17 protein-coding genes and 1 riboswitch are annotated in these 17,356 nt (G+C 43.4%); of the genes, 11 read left to right on the top strand and 6 right to left on the bottom strand.

The annotated features are described in order from the left end of the window. Positions 1-45 precede the first annotated feature (45 nt). Together hutU and hutI are read left to right on the top strand one after the other, a co-directional pair. Entirely contained in the window at positions 46-1,713 is a 1,668-nt protein-coding gene (gene hutU / locus ERX29_RS08090) for a urocanate hydratase (RefSeq protein WP_133444209.1), read from the top strand. Continuing rightward, entirely contained in the window at positions 1,706-2,959 is a 1,254-nt protein-coding gene (hutI, locus tag ERX29_RS08085) for an imidazolonepropionase (RefSeq protein ID WP_133444208.1), read from the top strand. The genes hutU and hutI overlap by 8 nt, the downstream gene beginning before the upstream one ends. 48 nt (positions 2,960-3,007) lie before the next feature. Here hutI and ERX29_RS08080 read toward each other — a convergent pair whose 3' ends face one another. Then, the gene (locus tag ERX29_RS08080; RefSeq protein WP_133444207.1) at positions 3,008-4,000 is read right to left on the bottom strand and encodes a proline dehydrogenase family protein; all 993 of its coding nucleotides are present in this window, start codon (positions 3,998-4,000) and stop codon (positions 3,008-3,010) included. A 163-nt stretch (positions 4,001-4,163) separates the two neighbouring features. Continuing rightward, positions 4,164-4,261, top strand: a riboswitch (TPP riboswitch). Between the two features lie 22 nt (positions 4,262-4,283). Between ERX29_RS08080 and thiT the strand changes: the two genes are divergently transcribed. The 4 genes from thiT (at position 4,284) to ERX29_RS08060 (ending at position 7,361) form a co-directional block, all read left to right on the top strand. After that, positions 4,284-4,826 carry an energy-coupled thiamine transporter ThiT gene (gene thiT, locus ERX29_RS08075; RefSeq protein ID WP_133444206.1) on the top strand — a complete coding sequence of 181 codons (543 nt, stop codon included), beginning with the start codon at positions 4,284-4,286 and terminating at the stop codon, positions 4,824-4,826. A gap of 271 nt (positions 4,827-5,097) precedes the next feature. Further along, entirely contained in the window at positions 5,098-6,180 is a 1,083-nt protein-coding gene (locus ERX29_RS08070) for an AAA family ATPase (protein WP_133444205.1), read from the top strand. Further along, positions 6,180-6,920 (top strand): nicotinamide riboside transporter PnuC, encoded by a 741-nt coding sequence (gene pnuC / locus ERX29_RS08065; protein WP_133444204.1) that lies wholly within the window; start codon positions 6,180-6,182, stop codon positions 6,918-6,920. The genes ERX29_RS08070 and pnuC overlap by 1 nt, the downstream gene beginning before the upstream one ends. 105 nt (positions 6,921-7,025) lie before the next feature. Beyond that, positions 7,026-7,361, top strand: a complete 336-nt coding sequence (locus tag ERX29_RS08060; RefSeq protein ID WP_133444203.1) for a hypothetical protein — start codon at positions 7,026-7,028, stop codon at positions 7,359-7,361. 14 nt (positions 7,362-7,375) lie between these two features. Here the strand turns inward: ERX29_RS08060 and ERX29_RS08055 are convergent, their stop codons facing one another. Then, entirely contained in the window at positions 7,376-7,891 is a 516-nt protein-coding gene (locus ERX29_RS08055) for a gamma carbonic anhydrase (protein ID WP_133444202.1), read from the bottom strand. A 61-nt stretch (positions 7,892-7,952) separates the two neighbouring features. Here ERX29_RS08055 and ERX29_RS08050 point away from each other — a divergent pair, with 61 nt between their 5' ends. After that, positions 7,953-8,759 carry an alpha/beta fold hydrolase gene (locus tag ERX29_RS08050; RefSeq protein WP_133444201.1) on the top strand — a complete coding sequence of 269 codons (807 nt, stop codon included), beginning with the start codon at positions 7,953-7,955 and terminating at the stop codon, positions 8,757-8,759. Positions 8,760-8,801: 42 nt separating this feature from the next. Next, entirely contained in the window at positions 8,802-9,206 is a 405-nt protein-coding gene (locus ERX29_RS08045; protein WP_133444200.1) for a transcriptional regulator, SarA/Rot family, read from the top strand. Between the two features lie 19 nt (positions 9,207-9,225). Here the strand turns inward: ERX29_RS08045 and mnmM are convergent, their stop codons facing one another. Further along, positions 9,226-9,777, bottom strand: coding sequence for a tRNA 5-(aminomethyl)-2-thiouridylate-methyltransferase MnmM (gene mnmM / locus ERX29_RS08040; RefSeq protein WP_133444199.1), 552 nt, complete (start codon positions 9,775-9,777; stop codon positions 9,226-9,228). Beyond that, positions 9,767-10,717 (bottom strand): tRNA modification radical SAM protein MnmL/YtqA, encoded by a 951-nt coding sequence (mnmL, locus tag ERX29_RS08035; protein ID WP_133444198.1) that lies wholly within the window; start codon positions 10,715-10,717, stop codon positions 9,767-9,769. Before mnmL ends, mnmM begins: the two co-directional genes overlap by 11 nt. Positions 10,718-10,810: 93 nt before the next feature. Here mnmL and ERX29_RS08030 point away from each other — a divergent pair, with 93 nt between their 5' ends. After that, positions 10,811-11,977, top strand: coding sequence for an MDR family MFS transporter (locus ERX29_RS08030; RefSeq protein ID WP_133444197.1), 1,167 nt, complete (start codon positions 10,811-10,813; stop codon positions 11,975-11,977). A gap of 134 nt (positions 11,978-12,111) precedes the next feature. On the opposite strand, the gene ERX29_RS08025 is transcribed toward ERX29_RS08030, so the two are convergent. Continuing rightward, entirely contained in the window at positions 12,112-13,014 is a 903-nt protein-coding gene (locus ERX29_RS08025; protein ID WP_133444196.1) for a nuclease-related domain-containing protein, read from the bottom strand. A gap of 299 nt (positions 13,015-13,313) precedes the next feature. On the opposite strand from ERX29_RS08025, the gene leuS reads away from it, so the two are divergent. Together leuS and ERX29_RS08015 are read left to right on the top strand one after the other, a co-directional pair. Then, on the top strand, positions 13,314-15,728 hold the full coding sequence (gene leuS / locus ERX29_RS08020; protein ID WP_133444195.1) for a leucine--tRNA ligase: 2,415 nt from the start codon (positions 13,314-13,316) through the stop codon (positions 15,726-15,728). An 8-nt stretch (positions 15,729-15,736) separates the two neighbouring features. Beyond that, complete coding sequence (locus ERX29_RS08015) at positions 15,737-16,027, top strand: rhodanese-like domain-containing protein (protein WP_133444194.1); 291 nt, start codon at positions 15,737-15,739, stop codon at positions 16,025-16,027. Between the two features lie 37 nt (positions 16,028-16,064). Here ERX29_RS08015 and ERX29_RS08010 read toward each other — a convergent pair whose 3' ends face one another. Continuing rightward, positions 16,065-17,327, bottom strand: coding sequence for a BaiN/RdsA family NAD(P)/FAD-dependent oxidoreductase (locus tag ERX29_RS08010; RefSeq protein ID WP_133444193.1), 1,263 nt, complete (start codon positions 17,325-17,327; stop codon positions 16,065-16,067). Between the last annotated feature and the right edge of the window lie 29 nt (positions 17,328-17,356).

Raw genomic sequence — 17,356 nt, 5'->3', positions numbered from 1 at the left:
ATAATATAATGATAATGATAAGACATATAAAAGGAGTGAATATCAATGAGAAATATACGTGCGAAAAAAGGTCTTGAGATTGAATGTAAAGGATGGGAGCAGGAAGCAGTGCTTCGTATGCTCTACAATAACCTGGATCCTGAAGTGGCAGAGCATCCTGAAAGTTTGGTTGTCTACGGTGGTATCGGTAAGGCGGCGCGTAACTGGGAAAGCTTTGATGCGATTGTCGAGACGTTAAGAAACCTGGAAGCAGATGAGACACTCCTCATTCAGTCAGGTAAACCGGTCGCAGTTTTTAAGACACATGACGAAGCACCGCGTGTACTATTATCAAACTCTGTTTTAGTACCGAAGTGGGCGAACTGGGAGCATTTCCACGAGCTCGATAAGAAAGGTCTGATGATGTACGGTCAGATGACGGCGGGCAGCTGGATCTATATCGGTTCTCAAGGGATTGTTCAAGGGACTTACGAGACATTCGCTGAACTTGCGAACCAGCATTTCGGCGGCAGCCTGAAAGGTACAGTGACACTGACAGCAGGTCTCGGCGGTATGGGTGGCGCACAGCCGCTAGCAGTAACAATGAACAGCGGTGTCGTCATTGGTGTCGACGTTGACGAGAGCCGTATCGATAAGCGAATCGAAACGCGTTATACAGATGTGAAGACTCATGACCTGGATGAGGCATTACGCCTGGCAGAAGAAGCGCGTAACAAAGGCGAAGCATTATCTATCGGGCTGGTCGGCAATGCGGTTGATACACACCGGGCGATTCTGGATAAGGGCTTTAAGATTGACGTCATCACAGACCAGACGAGTGCACATGATCCACTGAACGGATACGTGCCGCAAGGTTATTCACTGGACGAAGCAGCGAAGTTACGTGAGGAAGATCCAAAGAAATATGTGGAGCTATCTGAAGCATCGATGGCGAAACACGTAGAATACATGCTCGAGTTCCAGCAGAACGGCGCAGTCGCATTTGACTATGGTAACAACATCCGTCAAGTTGCATTTAATAATGGTGTCGAAAATGCCTTTGATTTTCCTGGATTCGTTCCTGCATACATCCGTCCGTTATTCTGCGAAGGCAAAGGGCCGTTCCGTTTCGTCGCTTTAAGTGGTGATCCGAAAGACATCGAACGCGCTGACGAAGAGATGAGAAAACTGTTCCCGGATAATGAAAAGTTACTGCGTTGGTTAGATCTTGCCCAAGAGAAAATTGCTTATCAAGGGCTGCCTGCACGTATCGCATGGCTTGGTTACGGCGAACGTGTGAAGATGGGTCTTGCCTTGAACCGCCTTGTACATGACGGAGAAATCTCAGCACCGATTGTCATCGGACGAGATCATCTGGACTCTGGCTCTGTTGCGAGTCCGAACCGCGAAACAGAATCTATGAAAGACGGCAGTGACGCGGTCGGTGACTGGGCAGTCTTAAATGCTTTAGTTAATACAGCAGCTGGTGGCTCATGGATTTCGTTCCACCACGGTGGCGGCGTCGGTATGGGATATTCATTGCATGCAGGGATGGTTGTTGTCGCTGACGGTTCAGAGCGCGCTGAGCGCAGACTTGAACGCGTTCTGACGACTGACCCTGGTATGGGTGTTGTCCGTCACGCCGATGCGGGTTATGATATTGCTGTAGATGTCGCGAAAGAGCGAGGCATCCATATTCCGATGATCACAGGAAAAGGTGATACTAATGAATGATCTGCTTATTCAAAATATTAAAGAATTGATTTTGCCAAAAAGTACAGACCGACCACTTAAAGGTAAAGAGTTAGACGAACTGAACATCGTTGAAAACGGGACAGTCGTTGTCAAAGACGGCAAAATTGTCTACTCAGGTCCTTACACAGAAGAATACGATGCAGAAGAGACAATTGATGCAACAGGGAAAGTTGTCTCACCGGCATTGATTGACGCACATACGCACCTTGTACATGGTGGGTCACGCGAGCAGGAGATGGCATTAAAACGTCAAGGTGTCTCATATCTTGATATCCTGAAGCAGGGTGGGGGCATTCTCTCCACCGTCAAGGCAACACGCGAGGCAACGGAGGAAGAACTGTTCAAGAAAGCAGAATACAACTTGCTGACGATGATTCATCACGGCGTGCTCGGTGTAGAAAGCAAGAGTGGTTACGGTCTAGATAAAGAAACAGAGCTGAAGCAGCTGCGCGTGTCGCGCCAGCTTGCAGATAAATACCAGCTGGACATGAAACATACATTCCTTGGGCCTCATGCTGTACCGAAAGAAGCAGCATCAGGCGAGTCCTTCATGCAGGAAATGATTGATTTTCTGCCGGAGGTAAAAGACTACGCTGACTTTGCAGATGTGTTCTGTGAAACAGGCGTCTTCACGATAGAAGAGTCCCGTCGTTATATGGAAGCGGCCAATGCACTTGGACTGCGCGTGAAAATACATGCTGACGAAATCGATCCGCTTGGTGGACTCGAGCTTGCCATTGAGCAGAATGCCATTTCAGCAGATCACTTAGTCGCAGCGAGCGAAGAAGGAAAACGTCAGCTGCATGACAGTGATACAGTCGCTGTTCTGCTTCCAGGAACTACGTTCTATTTGAATAAAGATAAGTATGCCGATGCGCGCGGCATGATAGACAATAACGGAGCGGTGGCGATCGCAACAGACTTCAATCCTGGCAGCTGTGTAACGAACAATCTGCAGATGGTCATGGCTATTGCAGCACTCAAACTGAAGTTGTCGCCGAATGAGATCTGGAACGCCGTCACTGTCAATGCTGCAAAAGCGATCGATCTTGATGCCGGTACCATCAATGCAGGCGATAAAGCGAACATCGTCATCTGGCATGCACCGAACTATCAGTACATCCCGTATCATTACGGCGTGAATCATGCAGAGAAAGTGATTAAAGATGGCAAAGTGATTGTGGATCATGATCTAAGTTTATCTTTTGTGGACCAAATTGATTGAAAATTGAGCCATAAACCCAAAAAAGGCAGCCTCGGCTGCCTTTTTTGTTTAACGATTTTTGCGAGCGGCAGCAGCTAAACCAATTACTGCTGCAATGCCTGCACCTACTGCAATCTTTTGATTGACTGCAGGTGTGAAGATAGATTTTGTCACTAACTGTAAGTTCTGCGGTCGCTCTGCTAAACGACGCATGAAATATCCGTACCAGTCCTGACCGAACGGTACATAGACACAGAAATGATAGCCTTCGTTTGCAATCTGCTGCTGCAGTTCTGTACGGAAGCCATATAACATCTGGAATTCCATTTGATTTTTATCCAGATGATGCTGCTCGATGAATTGCTTCACATGATTGATGATATTGTGATCGTGGGTTGCAATGGACGTGAATGCTTTTGCATTCAATAGTCGTTGTTCGATAAGTTTGATATAGTTTTCATCAATATCTTCTTTTGTCTGGTAGGCAATTTCAGCAGGTTCTTTATACGCTCCTTTTACTAAACGAAGACGGACGTCCTGATATTTATCGATGTCTTCAGTGGCACGATATAAATAAGCCTGAATCACTGTACCGACATTTTTATACTCGCCTTTTAAGCGGTCAAGAATTTCAAATGTCTGGATTGTGTGCTTATAATCTTCTGTATCCAGATTGATATGCATATTGCCGCATTGCTGTGCTTTCTCCACGATTTCATGGATATTATCATAACAGAATGATTCATCGACATCGAGACCGATCTGAGTCAGCTTGACAGACATATGAGCTTTCACACCGGATTCATTAATTGCTTCAATCATTGCGATGATTTCGTCTTTTGCTTTTGTTGCTTCTTCTTTGGAGAAGACGAATTCCCCTAGATTATCAACTGTAGCTGTAATTCCTTTATCGTTAAGAACACGAATTGCTTTAATGGTTGAAGGAATATCAACACCAGCTACTACTTTGTTTGCACCAAGTGCCAGACCATAACGCTTAGCTGCTGAATTTAAAGTCTGGTTCTCACTCAGCTTAATAAAAAAATCTCTTGTCAAACCCATCGGTAAAGCCTCCTTAATATCTTCCATATAAATTATAGTACTACAAATATTCCAAAAGTTAAGCGTTTTCTTGACAGTTTTAAGAAGAATATTTTACACCTTTTGACTGAAGACAAAAGGAGGTATTGAAAATAATATTCACTCATGTAAAATTGATAGTGCTATGAACCATAAGGGGTGCCTGAAAATGTGCTGAGAGTGAATTCACAACCCTTGAACCTGTGAGATAATGCTCGCGAAGGAATATGGTTATTGGTTCATAAGTAAATATGGAGGTTTATTTATGAAACAGAGAACACGTTTGACCGTTATGATGGAGATTGCCGTTATGGTTGCTTTAAGCATGGCGATTGATTTAATCGATTCAGGTTTTAAGGCTGGGCCTTATAGTTTCAGTTTTTCTATGGTGCCGATACTGATTCTTGCTGTTCGAAGAGGCTTGTTCCCAGGAGTGATCGCAGGTCTTGTATGGGCGCTGCTGCAGCTGATTCTTGGCGATGCGTCGTCTATTGTCCATCCTGCACAGTTCTTAATTGACTATCCGCTTGCTTTCATGATGCTCGGTATTGCCGGAATTAGCCGCCATCAAAAGCTGCCATTTATCCTGTTGTTCAGTGCACTTGCTATCATTGCACGCTATTTCTGGCACTTTATATCCGGTATCATTTTCTTTGGGAGCTACGCACCGAAAGGACAGCCGGCATGGTTATATTCATTGATTGTCAATGGGGGTACAATGTTACCGAATATGATCATCTGTTTACTGATCATCACTCTTCTTTATACAGCGGCAAAACAATTATTCTATACGAAAAAAAGTGCCTAATCTTCGGACTGGGCACTTTTTAATGCGATGATTTCATTGTTGATTGGCTGGGAGCTGAAAGTAATAAAGTGAGGCAGGGCGGTTAACAGACTCAGAACTAAGATTATTTTCTTGATCAGGCGCATAATTTCCTCCTCGGCTTCGCTTCATTCACAGTTTAACTGATAAATATGAAGATAGGTTTAAGAGTTTGTAAATTAGATATTCAATTTTAGGCTATAGAGTTGTGTTCAATCATGTATAATAATAAAAACGATTAGGGAGAATTAATATGAGAGACTTAGGCATCTATTTTGGAACATTTGCACCTTGTCATGTTGGACATTTTGAACAAATAGTTAGAGCGAAAAGAGAAAACTTGAGAGCGCTGGTCGTAGTTTCAGGCTACGAAGGGGACCGCGGTGATAAAGCAGGGATGAGTCTTGTCAACCGTACGAAGTCCATGCGGGAACTGCTTCGTGACGATGACAATGTCACAGTAGCTAAGCTGGATGAAACGAATATTCCGAAGTATCCGGCAGGATGGCAGCCATGGCTTGAACTGCTTCAGTCCCATATAGAAACTTCAGCTGCAGAATTTACAACCGTGACATTTTATGTCGGGGAAGAAGAATATATCGAACCGCTGCAGACATATTTTAATGCTGCATGGCCAGAACGGGATGTGCTGATTACACGCGTTGACCGTAGAATCACGGGAATCAGCGGCACGTCCATCCGCGAAAATCCGATTTTTAACTGGGATTACGTCACGCGTCCGTTCCGTCGTTACTTCGTTCAGAACATACTGATCATTGGAACAGCAAGCACTGGCAAAACAACGTTGACACGCGACCTTGCACGGCGTTACTCCACCTCATATTCTCTGGAGTATTCCCGAGAATATCAGACAGAGCGCCAAGTTAAAGATGATGAGTTAGATATAAAAGACCTTCAGGCAATCGGTATCGGACAGTACGAAGTCAACCGTGAGCACATCCATTCACCTGGTACGAGAAAAGTGTTCTTCGCAGATACAGATGTCATGACGACAAAGCTATACTCGAAAATCTATCTGTCTGAAGAAGACTATGCAAAAATTGCGCCGGTCTTCGATTTCTATATTTCCCAGCAGACATGGGCACTGATTCTACTGCTTCCTCCGACAACGACATACGTTGATGACGGATTCCGGGATATGTCGCAGGCAGACGTAGAGTCACGTAATAAAATGCATCAGATGTTTCTCGATGAACTGGAGCAAAAAGGACTAATGGAGCGAACAGTCGTCCTTCAAGGAGAAAGCTTTCAAAAGAAATACGAGGAAGCTCACCGATTGATTGATGAATTACTTGCAGAGGGGAAAGATAACTGATGTTTCTAATTAAAGACTTTAAAGGATTCACAACGTATGAAAAGGTGTTGTTTGCTGCAATTTTAGTCGCTCAGATTGCTATATTTTTATACTTCTGGGTAACTGATGGACAAGCAGATGTGATTAACATCATTGCTGGTATCTCTGGTGTTGTCTGTGTCATTATGTCAGCAAAAGGGCGGCTCAGTACATTTTTATACGGCTTGATACAAGCGGTATCATATGGATATATCAGTTATCATAATCAGTTGTTCGGTGAAGTCGGACTGCAAGTTGTTTTCGGTGTCTTTCAGTTTATCGGTCTGTATGCTTGGATTAAGAACATGCATACAGATCATATTACAGACGATCCGGCAGTTCAGGAAGTCGATTCACGAGGACTCAATATGATGAACTGGGTATGGACAATACTCGCTACTGTCATCGTCTATGTTGGTGTAGGATTCTACCTCGATAACTTTACTTCCGCGAAACAACCCTTTGTCGATGCTTTAGCTGTCGGACTGAGCCTGGTGGGACAAACTTTGATGACATTACGATTTAAAGAGCAATGGTTATTCTGGATTGTTATCAACATCGTCTCTATCTTCTTATGGTCACGACTGATGTTTATTAATAATGAGATAGACGCTGCGGGCATCTCTATGGTCGCAATGTGGATAGCCTTTCTCATCAATAGCGTCTATGGTTATTACTATTGGAAGAAGCTGCAGCAAGTTCAACCGGATAGTAAATATTAATTTTTTGTAAATGACAGGCATGATTCTTTAACTAATCTTAATAAATGTTTGGATGTTAAGGTGTTAAAATATCTATATATTGATTAATTAAGAGGTGTCCTGTATATGTTTAAAGATATGGCATATTATATATTCGGTCATGAACTGGATCCGTTCCTGCAATTGTTTGTTTTTGAACCGATTCTTATTACAATTATTGCTGTCATTGTCGCTATGATCACTAAAAGAGCATGGACGATGGCTATTGTCATTATTCTGCTTAATATCATCGATAATGCGATTGATGTGAACTTTCTGTTCGGCGGTCAGGGAATCGGTACGATTCTCAGCCAGAACGTCGCTTTCTTCTTCTCGAACTTCTTCTCCATGTTCTATGAATTTGTGCTAAGTTTTATCATCACCAGCACTGCTTTTATGCACAAAAAATTTGGTATCGCTTAAGCGATACCATTTTTTTATTGTTCATGTGTTTTTTTATAAAGCTGCCCTTTATCCACGTACGAGCGGTATATACGTTCAAGCTCGCTGTAATCATGGTCATTTAATTCCCGGACGACTTTTGCCGGCCGGCCGAAAGCCAGTGTCCGCGGCGGAATTTTTTTGCCGGGAGGAACGAGTGATCCAGCACCGATAAAGGCATATTCACCGATTTCAGCACCATCAAGTATCGTCGAGTCCATACCGACAAGTGCATTTTCTCTAATGATACATGAATGCAGCGTGACGCGATGACCGATTGTCACCCTGTCTTCAATGATCAGCGGTTTATCCGGCGATTGATGAAGACAGCATAAGTCCTGTACATTGCTGTCTTTGCCGATGATGACTGGACTGACGTCGCCGCGGATTACTGTCCCGTACCAGATTGATGACTGGTCGCCTATTGTCACATCTCCTGTGATGACAGATGTCGGTGCAATAAATGCAGTCGGTGCAACAGTCGGTGCGTGTCCGTTGTAATTGAGTTCCATCTTCTGCCTCCTTTTTTGTTATACTTAATCATATCATGTATTGGTTAAAGGAGCAGAGCTTATGTGGAAGTGGGAAACAGAAAAAACGGCTAAAGGTGTCGTTGTCATCATTCATAATATGCTGGAACATCATGGGCGTTATGCCTGGCTGATTACACAGCTGAGAAGAAACGGCTATCATGTCGTCATGGGGGACTTGCCTGGACAAGGTCAGACGTCTCGTGTCAACAAAGGTCATATTGAATCGTTTAGTGTCTACCGGGAGACAGTGCTTGAATGGATTGAAGTCGCAGAAGAATATCGCCTGCCGGTATTTGTTATCGGAGTCGGCCTTGGAGGTCTGATTGCTGTCAATCTGCTGGAACGTGTTTCACTGAACCTTGAAGGACTGATTCTATTGTCACCACTCTTTGGATTCCAAAATACTTTGTCGACTCGTAAAAATATTTTCGCATCCAGCTTCGGTGGTACGTCTAAAGATGCGAAGTTTGACATGAATATTGATATGAATCAACTGACCCGCTCTGAAGAAGCTATTAAAGATGCAGCATCTGACTCATTGATGATCAGTAAAGTAAGTTTTAACTGGTACCGTTCTATTATGGAAACGATGAAAGAAACAATGGAAAATATTAACTCAATCCATAATATCCCACTGCTGCTCATGTACGCTGGACAGGATCATCTCGCCGACATAGAACAGACACAATTATTTAAGAAGGAATTCCAGACTGATGAAATGTATGTGAAATGCTGGAAAGGTCTGTATCATGAACTGCACCAGGAACCTGAAAAAGAAAACATATTACGCTATATAGAATCTTTTATGAATAATAGAATGTACTATATAGGATTAATTTCAGAATAGTTGGGTATAACATTTCTATAAACTTACAGAGGTGGGGATTTTATGTCTCGCGACGTCAATGAAGTCAAAGACATGGTTATACTTAATGAACTGCAGCAGGAAATTGATGATGTGTTCATAAAGATTGCCGATGAATTTGGTTTGTCTAAAAATGAATACCTTGTGATGGTTGCCTTATGGGACAATGGTCCAATGGCTATGAAAGATTTAGACAAATTTATAGACATCAAACCTTATAAGCGAACTCGCTTCTTTAACAACCTCGTAAGTAAAGGCTGGATCAGTAAAGAGAGACCGTCCGACGATGAGCGGACAGTGATTATTCATTACAATGAAGAAAAAGCAGCTGATAAGGATAAAATTGTTAAAGTAGCTTGTAAAGCTATAAAGGAAAATAGGGATAACTTGCGTAAACATTTTGAAGCAGTCATGTCTATTTGCGATTAAAAAAGGTAAGCCTGAGGGCTTACCTTTTTTCTATGGCACAAACAAACGGTGGATTATTGCGTTGATTGATGAATTCATATTTTAATATGTGTGCAGTATCCTGATTATAAGACTTCAAGAATTCAAGCACTGCCTCTTTTTCAATCTGACCTTCAGCATGGCCAGGATAAATGACTAAAATGATAATACCGCCCACCTTTAAACATGCGAATAATTTCTGGATAGCTGTAATCGTTGTGTCAGGTAAAGTGACAATAGATTTATCACCTTTAGGCAGATAACCGAGATTAAAAATCGCACAGCTGATTTCACTGTCCGGTAAATACTGGTCGACGTTCTGATGTCCGTCAAGGATGAATGTAATATTTTGATGAGCAGATGTTTTATGCTTTGCATTACTGATTGCAGTTTCCTGAATGTCAAAGGCAAAGACATGTCCATTTGGTACGCGCTCAGCTAGATAAAGTGTATCATTGCCGTTACCACATGTGGCATCAACGACGATGTCTGCTCTCGATACAAATTGGTCAATTAAAAATTTTGAAAAAGGCAGGATTCCTTTAAGCTTCATGGATGACTTCCTGTTTTTTTCCTTGCCAGCTGTCGCGGTCAATAAGCTCTTTGTCGATAGCGTTCAGTACTTCCCATTTATTGACGCTCCACATCGGACCAATCATCAGTTCAATCGGTCCGTCTCCTGTAATACGGTGGATGATCATCTCGGGCGGCAGGATTTCGAGCTGGTCAGCGACAAGTGAGACATAATCGTCTTTAGTCATAAATTCAAGCTTACCTTTTTCGTACTGTTTGACCATTGGAGTGCCTTTAAGTAAGTGCAACAGATGAATCTTAATGCCTTGAACGTCCATGTCAGAAACGGCATGCGCTGTTTCCATCATCATATTATAATCTTCGCCTGGTAGTCCATTAATGATATGAGAGCAGATATTTATGTTGTGTTTGCGTAGTTTTGCGACCCCTTCATAATAACACTGCATATCGTGTGCACGGTTGATCAAGTCGGACGTCTGCTGATGAACAGTCTGCAGTCCAAGTTCCACCCAAAGATATGTGCGCTCGTTCAGTTCAGCTAAGTACTCAACGATATCGTCCGGCAGACAGTCAGGACGTGTTGCGATGGACAGACCGACGACCCCTTCCTGCGCGAGTGCTGCCTCATATTTTTCTTTCAGGACGTGAAGCGGGGCATGCGTGTTTGTATAGGCTTGGAAGTAGGCAATATACTTGCCGTCCTTCCATTTTTCGTGTGTGCGGTTCTTGATTTTTTCAAACTGAACGGGAATCGGATCAACTCGGTCACCGGCGAAGTCTCCTGAGCCTGCGACTGAACAGAATGTACAGCCGCCGTGTGCTACTGTGCCGTCACGGTTCGGACAGTCAAAACCACCTTCAAGGGCGACTTTGAAAATCTTCTGACCGAATTTCTGACGAAGATGGTAATTCCATGTATGATAACGTTTATTATCGAGTGCATATTTAAAATGTTCCATATCTCTCACCTTTCTTATTGTAGGATTTTAACATAAAACGTTGTACTGCGGTGAAAAAAAAGATAGTCTATAATAAGGAAATCATAAGGAGCCGTGTTTATGCCGCGTATAATCTGGTTGTTAATTATAGGGATGGCGGTCAATGTCACTGGAGCAAGTTTCATCTGGCCGCTTAATACAATATACATACATGATGAACTCGGAAGAAGTTTAAGTACAGCGGGGTTTGTTCTTATGCTGAACTCCGGGGCATCGGTCGCCGGTAATTTAATCGGTGGATCATTATTCGATAAGATCGGCGGTTATTTATCCACTTTAACCGGCATAGTCATTGCTCTGCTCAGCTTGATCGGCATGACTTTTCTGCACGGCTGGCCCTGGTACGCTGTCTGGTTGATTGTGCTCGGATTTGGGTCTGGCATGATTTTTCCATCGATCTATGCAATGGCTGGAGCTGCATGGCCTGAAGGTGGACGCAAAACATTCAATGCGATTTATCTCGCGCAGAATATTGGTGTGGCCATCGGTGCAGCCGCCGGTGGATTTGTCGCAGATTTGAAGTTTGAATATATTTTCGTCGCCAATTTAATATTATATGTCATCTTTTTCTTTATCGCAGCATTGGGATATAGAGGAGTGCACGGCGGTGCGACTGGTGGTAATCAGCTGAAGAATGTCGGTGAAGTCAAGGATAAGACGAAATTTAACGCATTGCTTTTAATCTGCGTCATGTACTGTTTATGCTGGATCGGTTACGTACAGTGGCAGACAACAATCTCAAGTTATACTCAGGACATCGGTATCAGCTTGAAGCAGTATAGTTTTCTCTGGGCACTGAACGGGATGTTGATTATTATCGGTCAGCCGCTGATTAATCCAGTGATTAATCGTATGGCAGGAAAAATCAAACAGCAGATAGCTGTAGGTCTGGCAATATTTATCGTGTCTTACATTTTAACGAGTTTTGCTGAAACATTCACGATGTTCATCATCGGGATGGTTATTCTAACAATCGGAGAAATGTTTGTCTGGCCGGCTGTGCCGACAATCGCTAATCAGCTGGCACCAGAAGGCAGGCTCGGTGTCTACCAGGGAATCGTTAACTCCACGGCGACGCTCGGTCGCGCTATTGGACCTCTTTTCGGCGGGGTTATCGTTGATCTATATAATATGCAGATCATGTTCTATGCTATGATCGTTTTACTGGTTGTAAGCTTTTTCTTCTTGAAAATCTACGACCGTCGATTAGTTGAAGATTAATACTGGAATCCTTCCGATGCGGAGGATTCTTTTAGGTTATGGGACTTTCACGAGAGGATTTGCGACTGAAAGTCCCATAAAACAATAATATGAGACTTTCACTTAAAATTTCATCGGTGAAAGTCTCATAACATTTACTGCATCAATTTTTTATAATGAGTTCCTTTTTTCTGACCTATTTTCTGATAGCTTTTTGACAGAAATCGGCTCACGGTCTTTCTGCTGACAGAGTTTTCTGTCCAGATCATCATATGTCTCACATTTAATGGTTGATCCGGAAATAAGAGTTCAAGTTCGGCAGCCGCAAGTTTCAAGTACTTATCTGCACTATAGTGCTTCCCGCAGTGACACGTGTAAAGACGATTACTGCACTTTTCCAGAAACCTGGTGCCGCACTCGCAAAGGACGCCTTTTCCGCAATCTTTAAACTCTATTGAATAATCTTTCTCGTGACGGGATTTAACAATGTGTTCTTTTATAAGTATATCGTGAAGATGATCATGAGGATAAAAACACGGAACCGCTGAAGTCTGACGCAGCAAGGAAATGGCGGTGTAATAATGAAAACAGTGGTCTACTTGTTGGACACCGTAAACCTGCTGTTCCGGGTTGATGAAGACATGATAGTAATGCCATGTATAATTCAGTTGATGCTTCTTTAAAAATTCATTGATCAGTTTAGGAGTACGGTCTTTCTGCAGTGAATAACTGGTAATCTCGTTCATGGTATCGGAGAAATAATAACGTCCGTCTTTCACGACAATATCATAGTTTGACCATTTCACTTCGAAGATATAAATATCGTCCTGCATTACAATTAAACAGTCAATCTGAAATTCTTTATCAAATACAGTCAATCTTAAATCAAAATATGCACTGCCATGGTCGACATAACGCATGACAAGCTCTTCAAATAACTTCTCACCATTTAATCCTTGCTGCTGTTTTTGTACATCAAGTCGTTCAGTTTCATTTAAAGCAGTGCGCATCAATTGGTGCTGCCATCTCTCCTGACCACGTCTCTTTACAATTTCCACAAGTCACCTCCACTTTCTATCATAATTGATAAATAATTTAACCAAAAAAAACTTCTTGCACAATTGATTTAAACATTTTATAGTAGAGAGTAACTGGAGTAGTAACTGGAAATCATTTTAAAGAGAGTCAGTGGCGGTGCAAACTGATAATGATGACAGCGAACTTGCCGGAGTATATACAATAGAATCACGATGAGCTGCACTTAACAGTGAATTGCGGGTGGTACCGCGGTTGTCTATATGACAGTCGTCCCTCTTACAGGGATGACTGTCTTTATTTATTTCAAGGAGGAAATCACATGAACTTTAACCATAACGACATCGAAAAAAAATGGCAGCAGTACTGGGCTGACAACAACACTTTTAAAATAGAAGAAAATTCACAGAAGAAGAAATTTTACGCACTCGATATGTTCCCGTATCCGTCTGGTGCCGGTCTTCACGTCGGTCATCCGGAAGGGTATACAGCAACTGATATCGTCTCACGCTTTAAGCGTATGCAGGGTTACAACGTTCTGCATCCGATGGGCTGGGATGCGTTCGGACTTCCGGCTGAGCAATATGCAATTGATACGGGAAATGACCCTGCTGAATTTACATATATGAATATTCAGACATTCAAGCGACAGATTCAGGAGCTGGGCTTCAGCTACGACTGGGATCGTGAAGTGAATACAACAGATCCCGGTTACTATAAATGGACGCAGTGGATTTTTATTCAGCTGTATAACAAAGGGCTTGCTTATGTCGATGAAATTCCAGTTAACTGGTGTCCTGCACTTGGAACAGTTCTTTCCAATGAAGAAGTGATTGACGGACTCTCAGAACGTGGTGGTCATCCAGTCGTCCGTAAACCGATGCGTCAATGGGTACTTAAAATTACTGAATACGCTGACCGCCTGCTAGAAGATCTTGATGATCTTGACTGGCCGGAATCACTTAAAGATATGCAGCGCAATTGGATCGGCCGTTCAGAAGGGGCTGAAGCAACCTTTACAATTGAAGGAACAGACCAGTCATTTGATGTGTTCACGACTCGTCCAGATACAATATTCGGTGCGACCTATGCTGTACTGTCTCCAGAACACGAATTGATTGATTCAATTACAACAGCAGAACAGCGTGATGCTGTCAAAGCATATCAAGAGCAGGCTGCCCGAAAATCTGATCTTGAACGTACTGATCTTGCCAAAGAAAAAACAGGCGTCTTTACAGGAGCATATACAGTCAATCCATTCACTGACAAGCAGATGCCGATCTGGATTGCTGACTATGTCCTGGCGTCATACGGTACAGGTGCCATCATGGCAGTTCCTGCACATGATGAACGCGACTTTGAATTCGCACAGCAGTTTGACCTTGAAATTATCCCGGTGGTTGAAGGCGGCGACGTGACAAGTGAGCCATACATTGGTGACGGTCCGCATATCAATTCAGGTGAGCTTGATGGTCTGAACAAAGAAGATGCGATTACTCGTGCGATTGAAATGCTTGAAGCGAAAAATATCGGTAGTAAGAAAGTCAGCTACAAGCTGCGCGACTGGTTGTTCTCACGTCAGCGTTACTGGGGTGAGCCGATTCCTGTCATTACATGGGAAGATGGTACGATGACGACTGTTCCGGAAGAAGAACTGCCGCTCATGCTGCCGAAGACGGATAAAATCAAGCCGTCTGGTACGGGAGAATCACCACTCGCTGTCATTGAAGATTTTATCAATGTGACGGATCCTGTGACTGGAATGAAAGGACGCCGTGAAACAAATACGATGCCGCAATGGGCAGGCAGCTGCTGGTATTATATTCGCTACATCGATCCGCATAACGATGAGGCGTTAGCTGATCCGAAGAAACTTGAAGAATGGCTGCCGGTTGATCTCTATATCGGGGGAGCAGAACATGCAGTGCTGCATCTCTTGTACGCACGGTTCTGGCATAAAGTGCTCTATGACATCGGTGTCGTGTCCACGAAAGAGCCGTTCCAGAAGCTTGTCAACCAGGGCATGATTCTCGGTGAAGGCAATGAGAAAATGAGTAAATCGAAAGGCAATGTCGTTAATCCTGATGAAATTGTGAACTCTCATGGGGCAGACACTTTGAGACTTTATGAAATGTTCATGGGGCCACTTGAGGCATCTATCGCCTGGAGTACAACGGGGGTGGACGGCGCACGTCGCTTCCTGGATCGTATTTATCGTCTGCTGATTACTGAGCAGGGGACAGTCAGCGCAAAAGTAACGGAAGATGCCACCCCTGCGCTTGATAAAGTCTACCATCAGACTGTAAAAAAAGTGACAGAAGATTACGAGACTCTAGGCTTCAATACTGCCGTTTCTCAGCTGATGGTGTTCATTAATGAGTGTTACAAACAGGACACCATCAACAAAGGGTATGTTGAAGGATTTGTGAAGATGCTTGCACCGATTGCACCGCATATCGGAGAGGAACTATGGCAAAAACTCGGACATACAGAAACGATCACTTATGCTGAATGGCCATCATATGATGAGAGTAAACTTATAGATGATGAAGTTGAAATTGTCATTCAAGTGAACGGTAAGCTGAAACTGAAGACAATGATTGCTAAGGATACGGACAAAGAAGCGATGGAAGCACTGGCGCTAGACGTTCCGGAGATCAAAACAGCGATTGAAGGTCAAACAGTACGTAAAGTCATTGCAGTACCAAATAAATTAGTTAATATTGTTGCGAACTAGGAGGATATATGGATTACGAAATAACAGCTGGAGAACTGCTGAGTAAGCTGGAACAAGGTGAGAATCCAAACATCATAGATATTCGTGAAGAGTTTGAAGTTCAGGTGGGAATGCTGGATGCGGCGATTCATATTCCGATGAATGATATTCCTGATAACATGCATACGTTGAAAGTGAATGAGCCATATTATATTTTGTGTGCACATGGCGTCAGAAGCGAGAAAGTCACAGAATACTTAAGAGAACATGACTTCAATGCTTATAATGTCTTAGGCGGGATGGCAGCAATAGAAAGATAGCTAAAAAGCGATCAGCTCACAAGAGCCGATCGCTTTTTTAATGAGACGTTAACTGTGTTCTGCAGTTGTAACCTGCTACATAACCGGTGACAAGCGCACTCGTAATATTGTAGCCGCCTGTATAACCATGGATATCCAGCACTTCCCCGCAGAAATAGAGGTTGTCATGAAGCTTGGACTGCATCGTTGACGGAACAATTTCTTTGACCGACACACCGCCTCCGGTAACGAATGCTTTATCAATTGATAATGTGCCGTTCACTGTCAATGTAAAGTTCTTCAGAAGCTGAATAAACTGACTGAGCTGCTCTTTCTTTACGTGATGTGCCGTCTGGTCAGCAGTTATATCAGCCTGCTCGAGCAAAAAGAGCAGCCAACGTTCCTGCACTAAGCCTTTAAGACTGTTTTTAAGCGTCTTGTCAGGTGCCTCGTTCAATAACTGAGTGACCCGCTGAGTTAATTCACTTGGCGATTGTTCAGGAAAACTGTCGATTGACATGATGATGTCCTGCTTTTTCTGTCGCTGCTGTTCTTTGTAAACGAACTGCGAACAGCGAAGTGCAGCCGGACCTGAAATACCGAAGTGCGTAAACAGCATATCCATCTGATGAGTGATAGCGGGTCTGCCATTTTTCTTCAACACGCTTAATCCAACGTTCTGTAGACTCAATCCTTGCAGCACTTTAGATTTGATGTATGATTCCCGTGAAGTGATGGGTACTTCCGTTGGAAACAGTTCGGTGATGGTATGACCTGCCTGCGCAGCAAAGACATAGCCGTCTCCTGTTGAACCCGTCTGCGGAACGCTTTTCCCACCTGTAGCGATAATAATCTGAGCTGCAGGAATATCTTCGCTGTCTGTTGTCACGCCGATAATTCTGCCGTCAGATAACAGCAATGATTCTACTTTGACATCTGTTCTGATATCCACATGATTTTCCTGCAGATGATTAAGGAGCGTGCTGACAACATCTTTAGCATTATTTGACACAGGGAACATGCGACCGTGATCTTCTTCTTTCAGCTTGACGCCGCGTGATTCAAAGTATGCGATGATGCTTTCATTGTCGAATGTACTGAATGCGCTGTATAAAAAGCGACCGTTACCCGGAATGTGTTTAATAATTTCTTCGTACGGCAGACGATTGGTCACATTGCAGCGTCCACCGCCTGATATTTGCAGCTTCCGTCCGAGCTGATTCTTTTTGTCAATCAATAGCACGCGGTCGCCTGACATGCTTGCGCTGATAGCTGCCATCAGTCCGCTCGGCCCGCCGCCGATAACGATTGTCTGATACATATGAGTCTCCTTTTTGTCGTGTTTTTCAT

It is taken from the genome of Macrococcus lamae, assembly GCF_004359545.1.
Taxonomy (GTDB): domain Bacteria; phylum Bacillota; class Bacilli; order Staphylococcales; family Staphylococcaceae; genus Macrococcus; species Macrococcus lamae.
Note: the sequence above shows the minus strand (reverse complement) of the source record. Positions and strands in the feature narration are given on the sequence as shown.

Bases quoted from the DNA above. Each gene is read 5' to 3' on its own strand.
- hutU (WP_133444209.1), top strand. From the start codon at position 46: ATGAGAAATATACGTGCGAAAAAAGGTCTTGAGATTGAATGTAAAGGA.
- hutI (WP_133444208.1), top strand. From the start codon at position 1,706: ATGAATGATCTGCTTATTCAAAATATTAAAGAATTGATTTTGCCAAAA.
- ERX29_RS08080 (WP_133444207.1), bottom strand. From the start codon at position 4,000: ATGGGTTTGACAAGAGATTTTTTTATTAAGCTGAGTGAGAACCAGACT.
- thiT (WP_133444206.1), top strand. From the start codon at position 4,284: ATGAAACAGAGAACACGTTTGACCGTTATGATGGAGATTGCCGTTATG.
- ERX29_RS08070 (WP_133444205.1), top strand. From the start codon at position 5,098: ATGAGAGACTTAGGCATCTATTTTGGAACATTTGCACCTTGTCATGTT.
- pnuC (WP_133444204.1), top strand. From the start codon at position 6,180: ATGTTTCTAATTAAAGACTTTAAAGGATTCACAACGTATGAAAAGGTG.
- ERX29_RS08060 (WP_133444203.1), top strand. From the start codon at position 7,026: ATGTTTAAAGATATGGCATATTATATATTCGGTCATGAACTGGATCCG.
- ERX29_RS08055 (WP_133444202.1), bottom strand. From the start codon at position 7,891: ATGGAACTCAATTACAACGGACACGCACCGACTGTTGCACCGACTGCA.
- ERX29_RS08050 (WP_133444201.1), top strand. From the start codon at position 7,953: ATGTGGAAGTGGGAAACAGAAAAAACGGCTAAAGGTGTCGTTGTCATC.
- ERX29_RS08045 (WP_133444200.1), top strand. From the start codon at position 8,802: ATGTCTCGCGACGTCAATGAAGTCAAAGACATGGTTATACTTAATGAA.
- mnmM (WP_133444199.1), bottom strand. From the start codon at position 9,777: ATGAAGCTTAAAGGAATCCTGCCTTTTTCAAAATTTTTAATTGACCAA.
- mnmL (WP_133444198.1), bottom strand. From the start codon at position 10,717: ATGGAACATTTTAAATATGCACTCGATAATAAACGTTATCATACATGG.
- leuS (WP_133444195.1), top strand. From the start codon at position 13,314: ATGAACTTTAACCATAACGACATCGAAAAAAAATGGCAGCAGTACTGG.
- ERX29_RS08015 (WP_133444194.1), top strand. From the start codon at position 15,737: ATGGATTACGAAATAACAGCTGGAGAACTGCTGAGTAAGCTGGAACAA.
- ERX29_RS08010 (WP_133444193.1), bottom strand. From the start codon at position 17,327: ATGTATCAGACAATCGTTATCGGCGGCGGGCCGAGCGGACTGATGGCA.